Annotated in this window: 11 protein-coding genes; 1 reads left to right on the plus strand and 10 read right to left on the minus strand. The window is 56.1% G+C overall.

Going from position 1 to position 17,026, the window contains the following annotated elements; genetic code table 11:
* Positions 1–78: 78 nt before the first annotated feature.
* The gene (locus tag ACZ495_RS05390; RefSeq protein ID WP_464262776.1) at positions 79–777 is read left to right on the plus strand and encodes a hypothetical protein; all 699 of its coding nucleotides are present in this window, start codon (positions 79–81) and stop codon (positions 775–777) included.
* On the opposite strand, the gene ACZ495_RS05395 is transcribed toward ACZ495_RS05390, so the two are convergent.
* Genes ACZ495_RS05395 through ACZ495_RS05440 form a run of 10 tightly spaced genes read right to left on the minus strand, consistent with a single transcriptional unit; the run spans position 778 to position 16,979 of the window.
* Positions 778–2,031 (minus strand): hypothetical protein, encoded by a 1,254-nt coding sequence (locus ACZ495_RS05395; RefSeq protein ID WP_464262777.1) that lies wholly within the window; start codon positions 2,029–2,031, stop codon positions 778–780.
* On the minus strand, positions 2,009–7,084 hold the full coding sequence (locus tag ACZ495_RS05400) for a MuF-C-terminal domain-containing protein (RefSeq protein ID WP_464262778.1): 5,076 nt from the start codon (positions 7,082–7,084) through the stop codon (positions 2,009–2,011). The genes ACZ495_RS05395 and ACZ495_RS05400 overlap by 23 nt, the downstream gene beginning before the upstream one ends.
* Positions 7,081–8,835, minus strand: a complete 1,755-nt coding sequence (locus tag ACZ495_RS05405) for a hypothetical protein (protein WP_464262779.1) — start codon at positions 8,833–8,835, stop codon at positions 7,081–7,083. Before ACZ495_RS05405 ends, ACZ495_RS05400 begins: the two co-directional genes overlap by 4 nt.
* A gap of 12 nt (positions 8,836–8,847) precedes the next feature.
* Positions 8,848–9,201: a hypothetical protein gene (locus ACZ495_RS05410; RefSeq protein WP_464262780.1), complete on the minus strand. Its 354-nt coding sequence runs from the start codon at positions 9,199–9,201 to the stop codon at positions 8,848–8,850.
* Between the two features lie 2 nt (positions 9,202–9,203).
* Positions 9,204–9,812, minus strand: a complete 609-nt coding sequence (locus tag ACZ495_RS05415; RefSeq protein WP_464262781.1) for a hypothetical protein — start codon at positions 9,810–9,812, stop codon at positions 9,204–9,206.
* Position 9,813: 1 nt separating this feature from the next.
* Positions 9,814–10,275 carry a hypothetical protein gene (locus ACZ495_RS05420; protein ID WP_072311257.1) on the minus strand — a complete coding sequence of 154 codons (462 nt, stop codon included), beginning with the start codon at positions 10,273–10,275 and terminating at the stop codon, positions 9,814–9,816.
* Between the two features lie 2 nt (positions 10,276–10,277).
* On the minus strand, positions 10,278–12,614 hold the full coding sequence (locus ACZ495_RS05425) for a phage tail protein (RefSeq protein ID WP_464262782.1): 2,337 nt from the start codon (positions 12,612–12,614) through the stop codon (positions 10,278–10,280).
* Between the two features lie 8 nt (positions 12,615–12,622).
* Entirely contained in the window at positions 12,623–12,883 is a 261-nt protein-coding gene (locus ACZ495_RS05430; protein WP_464262783.1) for a ribonuclease R, read from the minus strand.
* A gap of 13 nt (positions 12,884–12,896) precedes the next feature.
* The gene (locus tag ACZ495_RS05435) at positions 12,897–16,370 is read right to left on the minus strand and encodes a hypothetical protein (RefSeq protein ID WP_464262784.1); all 3,474 of its coding nucleotides are present in this window, start codon (positions 16,368–16,370) and stop codon (positions 12,897–12,899) included.
* A 12-nt stretch (positions 16,371–16,382) separates the two neighbouring features.
* Positions 16,383–16,979, minus strand: coding sequence for a phage connector family protein (locus tag ACZ495_RS05440; protein ID WP_464262785.1), 597 nt, complete (start codon positions 16,977–16,979; stop codon positions 16,383–16,385).
* Positions 16,980–17,026 lie beyond the last annotated feature (47 nt).

Genomic DNA, 17,026 nt, shown 5'->3' on the forward strand with positions numbered 1-17,026 from the left:
CGGTTTTCCTAATCTTTGCGCCCCACCTTGCCCCCGTATTTGTTAGCTGATAGTTAAAGTTCATCCGAGGGGGGGAGGATGAACCAGGTCAGGCCCTACATGCGCGAATCAGTGAAAAGCCTTGAAAAGGTTTTCAGTGATTACGCTTTCAATAAAAAGGTCTTGACCGCCGTCCGTGCTGAACTCAAGCTCCGAACGACCAAAAGCGCCGTAGCGCTGCTTTTAAAAGTGCAGAAGAGGCTTGAAGAAATAGAAAAAAGGGACCGCTTTGGCAAAGCCGGTGCTGCCGGAGCGACGCCATCGGCTACGCCTTCACCGTCGCAACTGCCTTTAATTGATAAGACTACCGCCAAGCCCACTAGGGCGGAACGCCCCATCACGCCGCCACCTAGCCCGCCGCGCCCCCAACCGGCCACCGTAAGTAGTCCCCCCAAGTCCACAGCGCCGCTGCCTTCAAAGCGAGACACTCAGGCCAAAGTAAAGGCCGAGGCGGACAGGGCTGTGAGTGTCAGTCTTGTGGGCCTGATAGTTCTTTTTGCCGTCATCGCCCTTTTATTCTCTTGGGGAAAAAAGCTGAACAATGATGCCCCTGTTGAAGGGGCGAAGTTGACCCACGCGGATATCATGCGAATCCGTGACAAGGAACTTGACAGAATATTTGGAAGCACCCCACAGCAGGGCACCCGGCAGCCTGAAGCTTTAAACAAGGCTCAACCTCAATCTTTCGATGAGCGACTTAAAGACTACCGCAATACCGTTGATGCCCTGCTGAACTGACTACCTCCTGTGCTTGGGCTTGACAAAAAACAAGTCGCGCACTTCAAGGTCCGGGTCTTCCCCTGTCAGATAATCCCACACGTTCCCCGCTGTTATGATGACTTGTTTGAGCGGCAGGTTGTATGCATAGCCCAAGGCTTCGGCAGTGGGCTTTATGAGCTTGCCCGCATCCTCTTCTTCCAAGGCTTTACGCACACTATCGGCCCATTTCACAAAAGATTTTGGAGCGGCCTGCGCAGGGGTAATCTGGTAATCAAACTCACCAAATACACCATTCGCAATGTCGCGCAGCCCCACAACTGCCTGCCAGGGATATTGCAGAATGTTCATCCCGGCCCAGGTCAGAACGTCCTCATCCTCGTCATCCCCGCTTCCAGGGCCACGCCCGGCCACAAGCTCCGACAAAACAGCCGGGATAAACCAAATCAGCAGTGCGGTGTTGGCCGCCCGGAATATGGCCGCCGGGCTGTGGTCGCGCTTAAGGTCCGAAAACCTCCGGGCTGCAAGATTATAAAATGTGTTAAAGTAGCTATAGAACATGGTTGCCAGGCGCGCGAGGTCGCTACCCCTCTGCACCCTTGACAGGTCTTTTGTGGAGCCGCTTCCCTGGCTCATCCTTACCATGCTGTCCGCATACTGAGCAGCCTTGATTTCATTGCCTGAATAGTCCTGTAATCCTTTGGCGTATGCCCCCCACCATGTGGGCAGGTCCACCCCCATCTGAAACACACCCATGGGCACAAAGGCGGAATCCCGCACCTTGTCAACCCACCCGAAAAGCCCCGTTGTGGCTGTCAGGCGCTTGGTGATATCGCGTACCTCCCGGTCAAAGCTTTTAATGCGGTTTGCCATCATGGGGGACCGGGCAAAAGTTTCCTCTATCAGAGCAGGCAATTTGAGCATGTTGCCGTACACCCTCTTAAGGCCATACCCCGCCCATTTATACCCGAGAACTTCCACCGTCTGCGTATAACCTAGCGGCTGTGTAAACATGGTGGTGAATTTCCAGCCCATTTGCATAATACTGGTGCTGGCGCGCGCCCATCTGGCCATGCGGTGCATATAGTGCATGGGCTCCTGGCGCTCGTTGGCAACATCTTGCAGCCATGGCAAAAGCTCCCTGTAAAGCTCCTTGCCCACAGAACCCTCAATGGCCTGCCGCACGGTGCCATGCCGAATCACCTTTGCCACATCCAGAACGGCCTTGCGGAACGCGAGGTCATGAATCACGTTAAATACATGATCCACGGGCACAGTCAGTTCGAGCAGAAGGGGAGCCTTTTGCCCCCCCCTTGGCCCTTTCCTTGAGGTGTCCCTGCCTGGTCTGGGCCGCGCCGTAATTTCTGCCGCCAAAGAATTCTTTATCCATGGCGGCCTGTTCCTGCTGGAAGGCTCTGAACCCTTTTTCAGAATTGTAGCGAATGGGGTAGTAGCCCCCACGGAGGTTCAGCGTTTGCCCTTCAGCAGTCTGAACCGTCAAGGGTTGTGGCTCTACCGCCCTGGGCCGCATTCCGGTCACGGCCTCTTGCAGGGCAAAAGACTCATCCCGGAAAGTTTCAAGGTAGTCCCATACCGACTGTACAAACTCCCAATCTCTCTTGGTCAGGCTGCGCAGGGCGGCCGAAATCTGATCGTCCGTCCAGCCGTGCCCCTCGCGGATTCTGGATATATTTGCCGCATTGCCCATATTCAAGGCAAGGGCCAGCCTGTTTTCATGGGTAAGGCTTTCGCCTATTTCTTTTACAAAAACCTTTTTATGGCCGATGGTGGTAAGCTCCCTGCGTGAGTACACGCCAAACAGTTTTCGCAGGGCATTGCGAGCCTCCTTGAAACGCACATTCTGATTATCATCCGCTTGTGTGATCGGCTTGTAAATGAACTCCCAGGCAGGCCCATGCCTGTCGCCATCCAGGGCAAGGCAGAGCGCTTCAATCTTGGTGTGTACAGCGTGTACCCCGGAAACAAGTTTGAGGGCGGCGGGGTCGCGCTCAACAGTCTTCAGCGCCTTCATATCCCGATGCTTGCCGATTTCTCCGGCTATGGTTGCCGCCACTTCATCCAGATCGGCCTTGCCTTGGGCTGTCAGCAGTTGGCGGCGGTTACGTTCTACGGTCACTATCTGGGCTACGGTTTCGGCCAGGCTTTCAAACTCGCCAACATTCATTTCTCGCCAGGGTTTTCCAGGCCCGTACAGAGTAGCGTCGTCAACAAACAGGGTATACCCGTCAGCCTCCGCACCGCGTAGCCATGCCTGCACGTTGCCGCCGTCACGGCCTTCGGCCAGTGTGGCGTTAAACCTCCCCAGGCCGTAGCGCATGGCAATATCCATGACTACAAATCGGGCATCCGGGTCGGCCTTGGTCATTTTGACAAAGCGCGTTGTCTGGCGCTGTAGCGTTTGCTGCCTGCGGGATATTTCTCTGCTGCGCCGGGTGAACTCCAAATTCAGGCGGGCCTTGTGGTTGGCTTCAAGAGCCGCTGCAAAATCGCCTTCACCAATGGCTTGACGTTCCTGACGCAATGCCCGGCGCATAGCTGCAAGAAAGTTCCCGGTCTGCACGGCTTGTTGCATGGGCATATTTGTCAGTTCCTGCTCGGCAACCCGCGCAAATGCCTGCTGGCGCATATATTCCTGCCCCTGATTGGCTGCAAGGTATTTGCCCACCAAGGACACTTGTTCCTGTGCTTGATCCGTTTCAACAAGATATTCAGTCGCGACAAAATCGGCGTCATACGCGACCTCCTTTGCCTTAACCTTTTCAGACACTGCTTCTTTCAGGCTTTTAGAATTCAGCACCGCCTGAACCATTGCAGCGCCATTTTCAAAACCCTGTTCGGCCGCAAAAATTTGCGGATCTTCCCCTCCCCTCTTCAGGCTGGCAGGGACTCGCCGCATGAGTTCAAGCGCCACGTCTTCACCAAAGTCGTTTCGCACCGCGTCAATATCCAGCGGCGTTTTACGCATGGCGGATCTGGCGATGTACGCAGGCTCGGAACGAAGTTCTTCTCTTGCCTCCAGGGCATAGGTTGCCAATCGGCGCTTGCGCTGTCTGTCACGATCAAGCTGAAGCTTTTCGGCCGCCGCCGTTCTGGCGGCTGCCATGAGTCCGGCGGCATATGTGCGCTCTGCTCCTGTCAGGCCAAGGGCGTCCAGCTCCTTATTGGTCAAATCAATAAGTTCATTTTGCGCTGAACTAGCGGCTATTTCTCGCTCAGTGGCCAACATGCGGTCAAACACGCCGCGCACTTCGTCCGTCAGTTCAGCCCGCAGGCGTTGCGCAGATTTATAGATGGTCAGCAGCCAGCGCCGAAAGCGGGAGAAGGCCGTTTGAAGCTCCTGGCTCGGAGCCTTGCCTTCCATCAAATACGCCTCGAAGCCCCGTGCTATCTGCTCTTTTTGCTCAACGCTCAGGGGCTCACCTTCTTTGGCGCCGACCCACCCCCGCAAAGTGGTATAATCGTCAGACATGGCCTTATCGGCTATGCCCGCATCAAGAGCACGCTCCATTTCCTCAAGAAATATGTGGCCGGTTTCGTGCAACAGGGTAGTGAGGTCTGCTTTCTGGAAAAGGTTCACCAGATAGCTTTCAGGGTGAATAGTGACCGATCCGCGCGGATCATCGCTGCCATCGTGATATAGCTCCGGATTTGCTTCCCTCAGCTTGACAAGATTCGCGTCAGTGTATAAATTTTTCTTACCCGTGTTTGTGAAGTGCGTCGGGGGCAACTGGAGCCCCACCATGGCTTCCCAAGCGCGGCTTTTTTTATGGTTTCTGTACAGCAGATTGCCATTTTCTATCTGGTTTATAAACCAACGATTATTCGCCGCCCCATGCTCGGCCTTGTTTTTTGCGTATACACTTGTGGCAAGATTTACGCTGTACCCTTCGGGGCTGTCCTGTTTTAGTGCCAACGGCACAACAACTGTTGCGCCGTTCTGATCCTTCACATCCAGCATCATCACCAGATCGCCGCCCTGCGTGGCAGACCTAAACACCATTACGGGATCTGCCATGGCCGCCGGAACCTGTTGCAACGCTGCAACTGGCAGTTTGTGTTTTTCTACCAGCACTTTTTTCAGCACATTATAGGTTGTTACCACCGGCAGATTTTCAGCACCGAGCATTTGCAGTACAAGCGGCGTCTGGCGCAACATAGGTACAGTTTTACGCGGAGAAAGGCCCCGCTCTGCAAAGGCTTGCAGGGCGCCTGCCCACGCCTCAGAATCTTCTTGCAGGGCGATATCTGCAGCTCTCACCTCTTCAATCGGAGGCTGAAAAGCTTCGCGTGCTTCGGTCAAAGACGGCCTGTCCAAGCTGTTGATCGCCATGCGCCGAAAGGTTTCAGCTATACTCTCCCCTTGCGGGGCCATGCGCCGCGCAAATGCGTCCAGAGTCGTCACCCATTGATCGACATAGGCTTCAACACCTCCCGCCATACTCTCGGCCTGCGCCTTCAATCCAGGTACAGACTCAACAGCAGCAACGGCTTCATTGCGCACTCTTTCGCGTTCTTTCTCCAGCGCCGAAAGCTCGGAAGCCTGTTCCTGATAGAGCGTCGCAACTTTTTTGGCATCGGCAGCTATTTTATTATCAACCCTGTCTGCCTCTCTGGCGCTGAAGCTGTCGGGGCTGCGCCTCATGATCTGTGCAGCGGCGTCAAACTGTCCCTGATCGAGGTTGGCGTGTAGGCGGCTCACGGACACTTCAAAAGAATGTCCCATACCGGCGGCACGGGTCACTTGTTCTTCGCTCAGGCCCAGGGGGCCGAGCAGGTCAGTGCCATCCTGATAGAGTTCAAGCAGGGCATCAGCAGGAAGCTGCACCTCCTCTTGCAAAGAGGGGTCTGCTGCCTCAAGAATCTCCTGAGTGTGCGAGGGCGAAAGCTGCTTAATCTCTGTAGCTTCAACCTTTCCGTGCAGGTCGCTGTGTCCCTGGGCAAACCTTTGCGCCTGTTGCGCACTGCGTACATCAAATGCGCCGGAAACGATAATTGGACCGCCGCCAAGCCATGCGCCAGCAGCCAGCCCCCCGGTAAAAGACTCCCTGACCCTTTCCGCGTTTTCTGGGGTGAAGATTGCAGTATCAAGGTGCACTTGGCCATCGCGACCCTCTACATACTCCTTGGCTACTGATTCTATCAGAATGGAGGCAACCTCCTGCACACTTTCTTCCAGCCCTTCAGCCAGGGAGTGCAGGCCGATACGGGCGCCTATATCCATCAGAACGCCCCGCGTGCTCTGGTCGAAGGCCGCGCGCTTTACTGCGGACTTCAAGAAAGCTTTCAGCCCTTGTTCGCCAAATTTTTCAACAATAGCCTGCCCGCCAAGCGGTTTGAGCAGCTTTAAAAAAATGGCTTCGCCGCCGGTTTCCACGGCTGCCGCCATGAGTCCGTACACATCCGCAGCGGCATTTTGCACGTCACGCGGCAGGGGTTGTTCATTCACATCTTTTTCAAGGGCAAGGTCGGCAATAAACGCGCCGCGCTCCATGCTGAAGCTGCGTTGCGCCTGCCTGAAAAGATATGTCGCCTTGGCTGCGGTCATGCCTGCGGCAACAGCGGCGGGCTGCGCCCCGATGGCCCCGGCAGCGCCACCGGCAAGCGTGCCGGGACCAGGCACGACAGAGCCGATAAGCGCCCCTGTGCCGCCCGTTGCCAGAGTTGCGCCGCCCCATACAGCCGTTCCCATGCCGAAGGCTTCAGTGGCAGACGGGACAGCCATATTCAGTTGTAAGGGGAGTTGTTCTGTAGCGGTGGCCAGACCGATGGAGCTGGCCATTGTTCCTGATTTGATCTTTTCAGCTTCCCCCATCCTCTGACGGATGCCCTCAATCTCGGGAAGAACAGAATCGTCACCAGATCGATAGCGTTCACCAAGGGCGGAATACTGCACTTGCAGGCTGCCTTTGTCCCAGGCAGAGCCCAGGGCCGCCGCTTCTCGGGCAAAGAAACGAGGGATTTCAGCCGCAGCGTCAAACAGGCTGCCAAGAGCCTTTGGCTCGGCCTTGGCAATGGCGGCATTGTCCGGGGTCTGCGCGGCCCATGCAGCCAACCGCTTATTGGATTCAAGTATAAAAGCGTCATACTCGCGCTGTGCTCCTGCGGGATCGGCCAGGGCCACACCTTCAGGTATGCCGAGCGTTTCGGCCAACACGCGAGCCTTGGCAACGTTGACGGCACTCCTTCCGGTAGATGCAGTCAGCGCCGCACGTACCGGGCTTGCCGCAGGAGGGGCAGCCTCAACATCGTCAAAGGGCGCATGAGCAGGGGCAAGGGGCGGGGCGCTTTCATCAAACAGGGTACTCATTTGGACCCTCCAATTTCTTCGGGAATGCCCATGATAACATGTTTTTTGTATTTGCGTATTTTTTCAAGCGAAACGGCAACGCCCGCTCGCTGAAGGAGCTTGGAAATATCCTTCTTTTCCTGGTCGGTAACATTGGGCAACCAGGCCTCGCCGCGTCCGTGTTTCAAAGATTCAAGGTAATTTTCGCTGTCGGAGAACCAGCCGGAATCGGCCGACTTGCCGGACATGTAAAAATTGGCGAGTACCCGTTCAATGTCGGCGGCAGTGGCCTCGCGCCCCTGGGGCAGTTGCGAGCGCAGGGTTTCAAAGGCTTCAGCGGGCATTTCTTTTTTGCCGGTCAGCCTTTTCCATATGCTGTTTGCTTCGGAGAATTTGAGGCTGCCCGTGGAGCCTCCTTCCTGCGCGTATTTTACGGCCTTCTTGGTCTGCTCGGGGGTCAGGCCGCGAACCGCAGCACGAGCGTACACGCGCTGTTCAATGTCGCTATTTGGCAGACCGGCCGCCTTTGCCTTGTCTATGTCAAGCATAACGTCCGACAATGCCGCCTGATTCTGCGGCGTCTCCCGATGCCATTCAGTGCTCAGCTTCGGGCGCAGCTTGTCGCGCGCGGCGGCGGAAATATTTGTGCTAGTTTCAAGGTGCTGCATTTGCTGTATAGGCGTCATGCCCTTGGTCTCATCGTAGAAGTCCACAATCTGCTTTTCAGTCTGTGCGGTTTCGCGCAACTCTTCAAAAGCGAGTTCACTTTTTGCCAGTGACGCCATGCGGTGACGCTTTTTCAGATCAGGTTCTTCAGCAATCCTCGCAAGAACCGCAGACTCCCGCTCTTGCCTGGTCAGGCCCACCGTATCGTTCAAGAGCCCGGAAACGACGCTAATGGCTGCTTCTCCCTCCGCCCTCTCCGCCTCCGCCCTGGCCCGCGCCTGGAGTTCCCTTCCTTTGGCTGCGGCCCGGGCGCGCAGGCCTTCAGCAGCGCCGCCAAGCATGGGGGCATACGCCTTTATCATGGCATTGGCCTTGCCTAACTGCTCACCAGCTATGCTGTCAGAAATGGTCTGCGTGAGTGTTTTTTGCTGGATATCCTGAAACTTGGCCTTAACCCACGTTTCATCAAGCCCGCTGCGGCCTGCGATGGCTTTAAGTTCGCCTTCCAGTGCGCCCATCTTTTGACCCAAAAGCGCAGGATTTGCGGCCAGCGCCATAGCTTCATCCTGCAAAAGCGATATGTGGGCCTCACTGGTTTTGTTTTCGTAGTTCAGGCGTTCGGTATTCACCTTATCAATTGCCCATGCGTCCATGCTGGAATCAATATCCTTGGCGGCAGTGTCGAACATTGAGGCCGCCGGGCCGCCCAGATCTTTCATGAGGGTCTGGCGACGTTCGGTGCGCCATGCCGCCATCTGCGCCGTGATACCTTTTTCCGGATCAATGGCGTCTTTGCCCTGCATTCTGCCAAGCTCGGCACGTTTGGTTATCGCCTCCTGCTTGTACGTCAGCCATGCTTCCTTGGCCTTGGTGGCCTGGTAGTCATGATAGAGGTCATAGGCCTTGGCTGCCTGCTGCATGCCACGACCAAGCATTTCAAGCTGTCGGGCCTGCTGGTCTGCGCCTTGGGCTATGATCTGCCCTGCGCTGTCTGACAGACGCGCGGAAACATCTGCGCCCGGTGTTGCTGGAAGCTGCTGCTGGTTATACTGCGGCATGCGGGAACCGGGCTGGTTTGTGGGAACACGGAAAGCATTTCTGTTCATATATGACCTCGATTATCGCGCAGTGCCGACGTACTGGCGTTCTTGATCTTCATGCAGTCGGATAGCAAAATTCGTAGCATTTTCAGGGGTGTCGAATTTGCCGAGATGCCGCCCCGTGCGCCTATACTGCTCAAAAGCTTCATCATCCGTCATGATGCGGCCATCATCGGAAACTGTGGGCACTACGACTTCACCCGTACCATCGTTGAAAGACATACTGCGCACGGTGCTTATTGAGCCATCAGCGTTTTTGACGCGCGGGCGGTTATTCAAATTAATGTTCCCAGCTTCAAGTTGCCCTGCGGGTGCTGCCTGCCTCTGAAGCTTTGGGTTGGATGAAACGGCTTCTGCCGTGCCGAAACTCATGACTACCACCACTTCATATTAGAAGATGTTACGGTAGTTTTTGTGTTGCCAAACGACTTTGTGCCGCCACTTTTCCCGCCCCACAGCCCACTGCCAAAATTCGTTCCGGCCTGGGCAATGCCGCCCAGAGCCGTGCCGATCATTCCGGCAGTGGGGTCAACGCGGTCAGCCTGCCATGCGTAGGCCTGCGCCTGCTGCCCGGAGTTCCAGCCCTGAATTTCCAAGTTTCGCGCCTTGTCCAAGCCCTGCTGGTAGAGAGCAAGGGCGTCCATTTCGCCTTTCTCCGCCATGTCCATATTGAGGTCGAGGAAGCTGCCCGTGTCCACGGTAGCGCCGCTGGCCCCGGCAACGGCCCGCTGGCTACCGATGATGCTTGCAACCTCCTGCCGTTTGCGAACGGCGGCGTCATAGCCTTCCCGACGCGCGGCGCGGGCCTGATCTTCTGCAAGCTCCTGATTTTTTTCAGCCACTTTGGCCTGATAGTTGGCTTGTGCCTGCTGGGCCTGGGCCTGCCTTTGCTGGGCCGACATGCTCATGGCAGTGCCGGCCAGAGATGCAGCGATGGATACAGCGGATACTACCGCGGCTGTGGTGCCGGAAATTGCGGCCATATCAAAGCTCCTTATACCAGACGGTTTCAGTGATCCTGGCCCCAAGGCGGCGATATAGCGCGTCACACGGACGCGAGGCCGGGGAGTTGTAGCCGATGCCGGAAACGCCGCGCTGCCGCAGGCTATCTTCAGCCCATCGCAAGAGGCGTAGGGCCGCAAAGGCATCTGCTCTGATTTCGCGGGACATATACAGGGCCAGCGCCGACGCGGTGACGCGACCGGGCATGTTGAGGTTTTCAGAGAGACAGTACGCTGCGTAACCGTGTAAAACTCCATCCACGCGCGCAGTAACGACATGCAGCACGCCGCCTTGCTCCATGGCCTCATACATGGGGTGCGTCATAGGTACGGCTGTTTGGCTGCCGTACATGGCTTCTTCTGTTTCCTGCCAGTGGGCCACGGCCAGGGGCGCAACCTCGTCACGAATGAAGGAATAGGACTCGACGGCAAAGGATATGCTCACGGCTACACCTCGCCAAAATCCACGTCGCACATGATTGCCACCACATGCCACGGAAGGGGTTTGTTTTGCACCAGCCAGACAGAGGTATCCGCGTCCTGCCCTCCGCCGGGTGTAAAATCGACATCGCCGGAATAGGGTTCGCAAGGTTCGCCCCAGCGCGCAGGCAGAAATGGAAAGTCGTTGAGTTCGGCGCGGCTGGCTCCGTATTGACCGCCAACACTGCGGAACAGACGCACCACACAACGACCGTAGCCGCGACGCTTGCCCAGGGTTGAACCCTGCTGTGTGTCAGCCTCCACAGGAAGCGGTGAAAGAACGGATGTGTACGGCAGGCCCGCATGAACCACATGGGCGGGGTATGGCAATTCAATACTGCCGCCGCGCACCACACAACCTTCCACCGGGCTGCCGTCAGCCAGCACGGCCAGTTCGCAGCCTTCAAGGTGGTCAAGGCCTGTGACGGTCTGTACTTCTTCGTCGTTGCGAAATGTGATGCCGCAGTCCACAAAGTAGGCGTCTTCAATTGCTGTGCTTGGGGCAAAGGGTTCGGCCAGGCGCTCCAGAAAGACACGCTGTCGGCCATCAACTTCACGCTGTACGGCCATCAAGATAACGTCGCCGTCATCGCCGGAAATAGATGCCACGGAAAGCACCTTTCCCTGTGTGACATGACGGGACCAGCCAAATATCTGGTGTTCTTTCAGATAGGTCAGCACCAGCACGATACCATCGTCGCGCACGCACCAGATATGAGAGCCGGGCGTCTGCTGGTAGGCCCACTGCAAAATGGTATGCCCCTCAAAAAGGTGCGGGGCCATGATGGAAAGGTCGTTGCCCGCGTAACCGTCTTTTTCCAACGAATAGAAAAGGTCGCGCACGCGGGAGCCGTGGCGCTGCACATGCAGGATGGAATTGCCGATGATAAGCGGCGTAAGCCCGGCGCTGCCCCAATAGCTTTGAGCCGTGATCGTGGCTTTTTTAGGAGTGATCACGCCGCCTTCGCCCGTTGCCTTGTACTCGCTGCCGGATGTGCCTATGAGCAGATCGCCGAAACTGGCTATCCACTGGATGGAGTCAATGCTACCCGATGCAACCATGTATTCCACAGGATCGTCATCTTGCAGGGGGCGGGACTTGCGAAAGTTTTCAAAGTCGCCTGTGCGCGACATATAGAAGGTCTGCGGGCTTTTTATGCCACCGCCCAGGGCCATGCGCTGCTGGTGAAAACTGACCGTAGCCGGATGATTGCCGTCCGCGAACGGATCCCAGTCTTCCTTGGGGGTGTCGTCGGTCTTTGCTTCATAGTTATTGTCTATGAACGACAATGTGGGGTACAGACTCCCATAAAGCGTATTATACTGATTACGATATGAGACTGCCTGTGCATTGAGATTGTTATACGTTGCGAGGGCTGCGTCGCACGATGCTTTGAGATTCACACAGGTATCTGAAGAGGGACTCTCGCCAAATAGGCCACACTTGGCGTCGTATTGTGTCTTTATACTGTTATATGAAGACAGTGCCGATGCTGCCTGGCTTTCAAAGTGCTGTGCGGTTGCAAGAAGATTTGCCAGAGCCTGCTTGTCTGTCTCGTCCGGTTCCTTTGGCGCAGCACCGCCTTTACAGATGCCGATGAAACCGTAATAGCCTGCGGATTCACGATAGATATTATATTCTGTCGCTCCGTTAACGGCCTTCCAGCTTATGGTGGCGCTGTTACCCTGCACCCAATCGGACGGATGCTTGCCGTTGGTAGCCTGTCCTGACGGCGACGGCAGGGATTCGCGTCCGTCTGCATCCACAGCAACAACCTTGTAGCGCAGGGTAAACGAACCACCGGAACCATTGAACGTAACGCCTGGCGCTGCCGGGGCGTCTATACTTTCATTAAGAATTACCCGTCCTATGCTCCATTTGTAACCGTTGCTGTCTTCGGCATTGGTGCGCATGATCTTGTGCAGGGGGTAACCCGGGTGAGCCAGATACACGACATCACCCACCTGCGCCCATGAGATGCGCAAAAGATCGGCGGCAGCATACGGCGTTTCCACAGGTGCAGAGAGAGTCCCTGTGCCGTCAGAAACGCGCAAGGCCTGATGCGACAGGATGATAACGAAGTTCTGATCAGCATCCACGTTGAAACTGAAAGGAATGAGCACGGCATATTCGCCCAAATCCGCCACAAATCGAGTGCCGGGGCGCCGGGCCGCGTCACCGTGCAGGCCGGGTAGCATGTTTTCCACACACTGTGCTGATGTTGCATAACGCTCCAGATCATAGCGCCCGGTCAGCGTGGGCGAGACTTCGCCGCCAGTGAAATTTTTATAGGCAATGCGCATATTCCTCCCTATAATCCTGCTACCTTAAGCATGATCGCAGCCAGGACGTCACCTTCCCGCGCCTTTGCCCAGAGCTGTTCCGCCTCGCCTATGGTTATGTCTTCCGGAGTTGGTTTTTCATACCCTCGTTCCCACACCCCCATTTCCCGGTTGTATTGTCCCTGCGGCATGTCCGCGGGTTTGTCGGGTATGGACACATCAGACGCGGAGCGCGGCGACAATGCGCAATATGTGGTGCCGTCAGGTGTCAAGAATGTAAGCATCTGCATACTGCCCCCTCCCCTAATAGCGTTTTCTGGCGGTTATGTAGTAATTTGCTTTAGCAGACGATGAATTCACTGTTGGAGAATTATAGTGCGAACCAGAATATATGGCTGTTGAGCTTTTGCCAGATACAATTATGAGTGCATCATTTTTTTGGTATACAATTTCACCATGTACAGAGTGTGTATCTCCTGAATACCAACCGGATACTTCTCCAAGCCGGCGTCGCTTTACCTGAAAATCCATTTCTTCTTCAACGAAACCAGACGCTTCAAACGCCATATTGCCGAACGGAACAGGAATTTCCGCTTCGACGCTGAGTCCGAGGGGAATGGGGCCAACGCTCCACACATCACCAAGCGCGTAGCTGGATATGCCCAGAACTTCGGGTTTCGCGTCACGAAAAACAAATGTAAGAAGCGCTGTCGAATAGCCGGAATCTTTATAAAATGGCAGGTTGTTCTTGGGCAGGATGTCCAGCCTGTACTGCCTGTATGGCTTGGTATCGGATATGGCAAACAGCCTGTACCCACCAAGGTACGGAGAAGAGCCATTGGACGCAGTATATATACCAGTACCAAGAAGCTCGCCGTCGTCGACAAAGCTGCTTCGGTCAATCAGCACTGTCCAGTCTTCAGTGTCTGCGTTACGGCCAGACAGTGTGAACAGGCGCATACGGCTGTACCAATGGCCCCAAAAATCAACATACTGCACCATGCCGCTGAAAGACATCGGGCTTTCAACTTCAAATTCCACATAGTGCGCCACGTTGTTGGTGTTTAATGTGCCGAACGGATAGTTGCCGCCGTGCCCAAGATTAAACATGCTCGCGGGTACGGAGTTCCCGTCATGATTGCCATCGGCGGCATAACGCTGCACCCATTTGGTGGCCTGCGTATGGTGTGTCCCCCTGGGCTGGTCTGTCATGAGGTGTTCACGCCGCCCGGTGTCCACATGTCCCACGGGCAGCATGGGCGTTTTCAGCCACGCGCCCGCATCCGCTTGCCATTCCTTGACCACCCCTTCAGCGGCGTCGTACCACAGGGTCTTGTCAGGGATATGCCCACGGTTGAATACAGGAGCGACAACGTAATCCTGCCCCTGATACAGTGCCGTCCCCAGAGTGATACGCAGGTTGTTGATATGCCCATACCAATTGTTTGCGTCCGTATGAATCCAGCGACCGACCATCCAGTACCTGTAATTGGGATTGCACAGGCTCACGTTATTGAATGCGCCAAGGCATTTCCCGTCAACGTGGATGAACAGGTTGCTGTCACGGAGCGTTATCGCAATCGTATGCCATCTGGCGTCAGCGGCATTGAACGGAACATGATAGCACCAGTTGTTAATACTTCTGCTGCCCCAGTGGACCGCGATGCATTTTTTCCTGTTATGGTATGCAGCTGCCCAGCCTCTTTTTGTATAATAACCGTTGTCATAAATAATATGATAGCCGTCTGCTGTTTCCGGAGACGGGCCATTCCATTTGAAATCTATCTCAATAGTACATTCATTGTGATATGGATGTGCGTTCTTGCCGAGCAGTACGTCTGTCAGGTTTGTATTGGGAGAGATAAAGTTGCCGCCGCCGACGCCGACAAACTTATAGCTTGATTCAGCCCCGCGCGGCTTTTCTGTCAGATCGACACGTACGTTCTGAAAATGTAGAGGATGGTTCCATGCCCCCTGATTCATTTCAAACTTGCCGTTGGGTACCGGGTCATACGCCACGGTATGCCGGGATTGCAGCAGGGCGAAACATTCCTTCTCAATGTCCGCCTGCGTGCCGTAGTGCAGTTTGCGGGTGTCCGCGTACAGAAAGGCCGCATTGCCGGGCAGGGGCACGGCCCTGTCCGCGTCCAGATTGTCCGGAAGTCGGCCGGTGCCTGCATCGGCCGGGACGATGTATATGTAGTTGCGGCTCATTTCCGCCAGTTTGCGCCCGTCAAACGTTACCGGCTCCGTGAGTTTCACCACACGGTCAACCGTGCGCGCCCCGTCAGCGGCCAACCCGCAGGCAATGGATGCGGCAAAGGGTTGCTCCCCGCTGGCGTACAGCGCCACATCATACTTGTGCTGTCCGGGGATAACGGCTTCGTACAGGCGAATGACGGAAAGCTGCGTGTAATTGCCGCCATGGTTACTTTCAATGTTGATACGGATGCGTTGATACGCCTTGATATTTTCCGTGAACCAGTACATGCGGCCATTATCTTTCAGGTTATCCGCAGAGCCGCGTAACGGCTGGTCATTGTCACGTCGGTAAATGTCTTCCCAGGCGGATGTTTCTTCATTCCAGCCTTGTAGCTGCCATTTCTTGGGCCAGTGTGCAGGGGTGTTGTCCCTGTTGTTGAGATACATGCCGGACAGTACATGCGCCCGGTCGGCAAACGTGTACTCCCACTGCCCACTAGTGACGGTATTGGGTGTCAGCCATCCGTTCGATTGATACACAACCTGATTGCGTAACGGCTTGGTAGCCTTATAGTCAGCGCTATACTCCCCACTACTGCTGACAGTGCCGCGAGCGCTGATATACACGCCATCCTCGTGTTGCATGTCGAGGAACTCATGCCCCACAAGGTAGGCCGGGTAGCCGTCTTTTTCTCTCCCCGACAGCACCACATTGCGCAGGCGCTGGGGGTTGGTGCTTTCAATGGAATCCTGCCAGTCCGCCAGGCCGAGGTTTTTCAATGCGCCCTGGGGGGCATCAGAGCCGGTGCCCCCGTGCTCCACGGCCAGAATGCCGTGCCGGATGCCGGAGGCGTTGACGCGCGGGGCGTTCTCCGTTGCGTCGATCTCCAGGCCGTCGCCCGTATTGAGGTCCAGCGTACCATCTTCCATAATGGAAAGACCCTTGCGGGGCTTAACGTTGCCAAGACGATCAGGCGTGGCCGGGCCGTTATTGCTGGCCTCCTCGGCACGTCCGGCCCAGTATTCGGCATCAGCGGCTTTTTGAGCAGCGCGTACGGCATTTTCACCTGCTGCATCAGCACTGGCGGCAGCTGCCACCTTGGCAGCCTGGGTTTCGCTGTTCGCTGTTTGTGCGTCATCCCGCGCGGCGTAAACAGCCCGCACCACATCCTGCGGGGTTTCGGAACTGGTGGCAGGCAGGATCACGGCGCGCCGCATCATCTCAAGCGTCTGCTGGCGCTCTGCCGTGGCCTGGTCCAAGGCGTCTTCAATAACCTGCGGGTCAAAGCGCGAGGCGGAAACGAGATCAACGCCCTGCGTAAACGGCATGTTGCGGGTAATGGCCAGAGTCGCGCCTACGGGCAATGGAGCGCCCGCGTGCAGATAGCCGACACTGCCCCCTCCGTCATTGAGTGCTATGGCGCACTGCGTCGTAACGTCCACGCTTGAGCCTGCCGCATCAGTGACGGTGACGGCAATCTGTGCGGCATCCCACACCTTGAAAAAGAACGGAAACTCCGTGGTACTGCCATTGCCCTGATAAATCTCTTTGCTGTGCGCTGTATCCAGTGTCATGACGTGGTGCTCCTATCGGCAAGATATCCAGCTATCTTCCTGCGGCGTGCTTTTCTGTTCCTGCGCTGCGGGCTGGTACGCCTGAGGAATGGCGGCGCGGTACAACTGCTCAAGCTCAGCGAGCTTGCCGCTGTTGTTTTTGAGTAGGGGTACGGCAACCATGGCCGCCAGCTTACACGCCAACATGTGGATGAAATCAGCGTCCCACAGGGTGGGGCTTTCCACATCAGTGGTGTAGTCGGCAAAGGCTGTTTCGGCATCAGTGAGGATCAGCACGGTTCCAGCCGGGTCATGAACCATTTTGAAGGGCGCGCGCAGGTCACGCCTGCTGGCGCTGCCGATGCGGTGAACCTTGAGGCAGGATTGCGGCAGGCCGTAGGCAAAGCGCCAATCTGCCGTCCACACGTCGGGCAGTTTTTTTTGTGCAAGCATGGCCCGGTGTTGCGCCCAGGGAAATGGAAAATCGCGCAGAGCCTGCTGCCGGGCGCTATCCCAATACAGGGCGCACTGTCTGGCCTCTTCGCAGTTTTCGGCATCACTGGCGACCCTGCGTGTGCCGATATACCCGAGGGCCTGATTCCATATCTGAATTTTACTCACGTCCGCCATGCTGGTTCTCCTGTTGTCGGGAGGGACCGAAAGCCCCTCCCGTTGGT

Source organism: Desulfovibrio sp. GTC20076 (genome assembly GCF_055385905.1).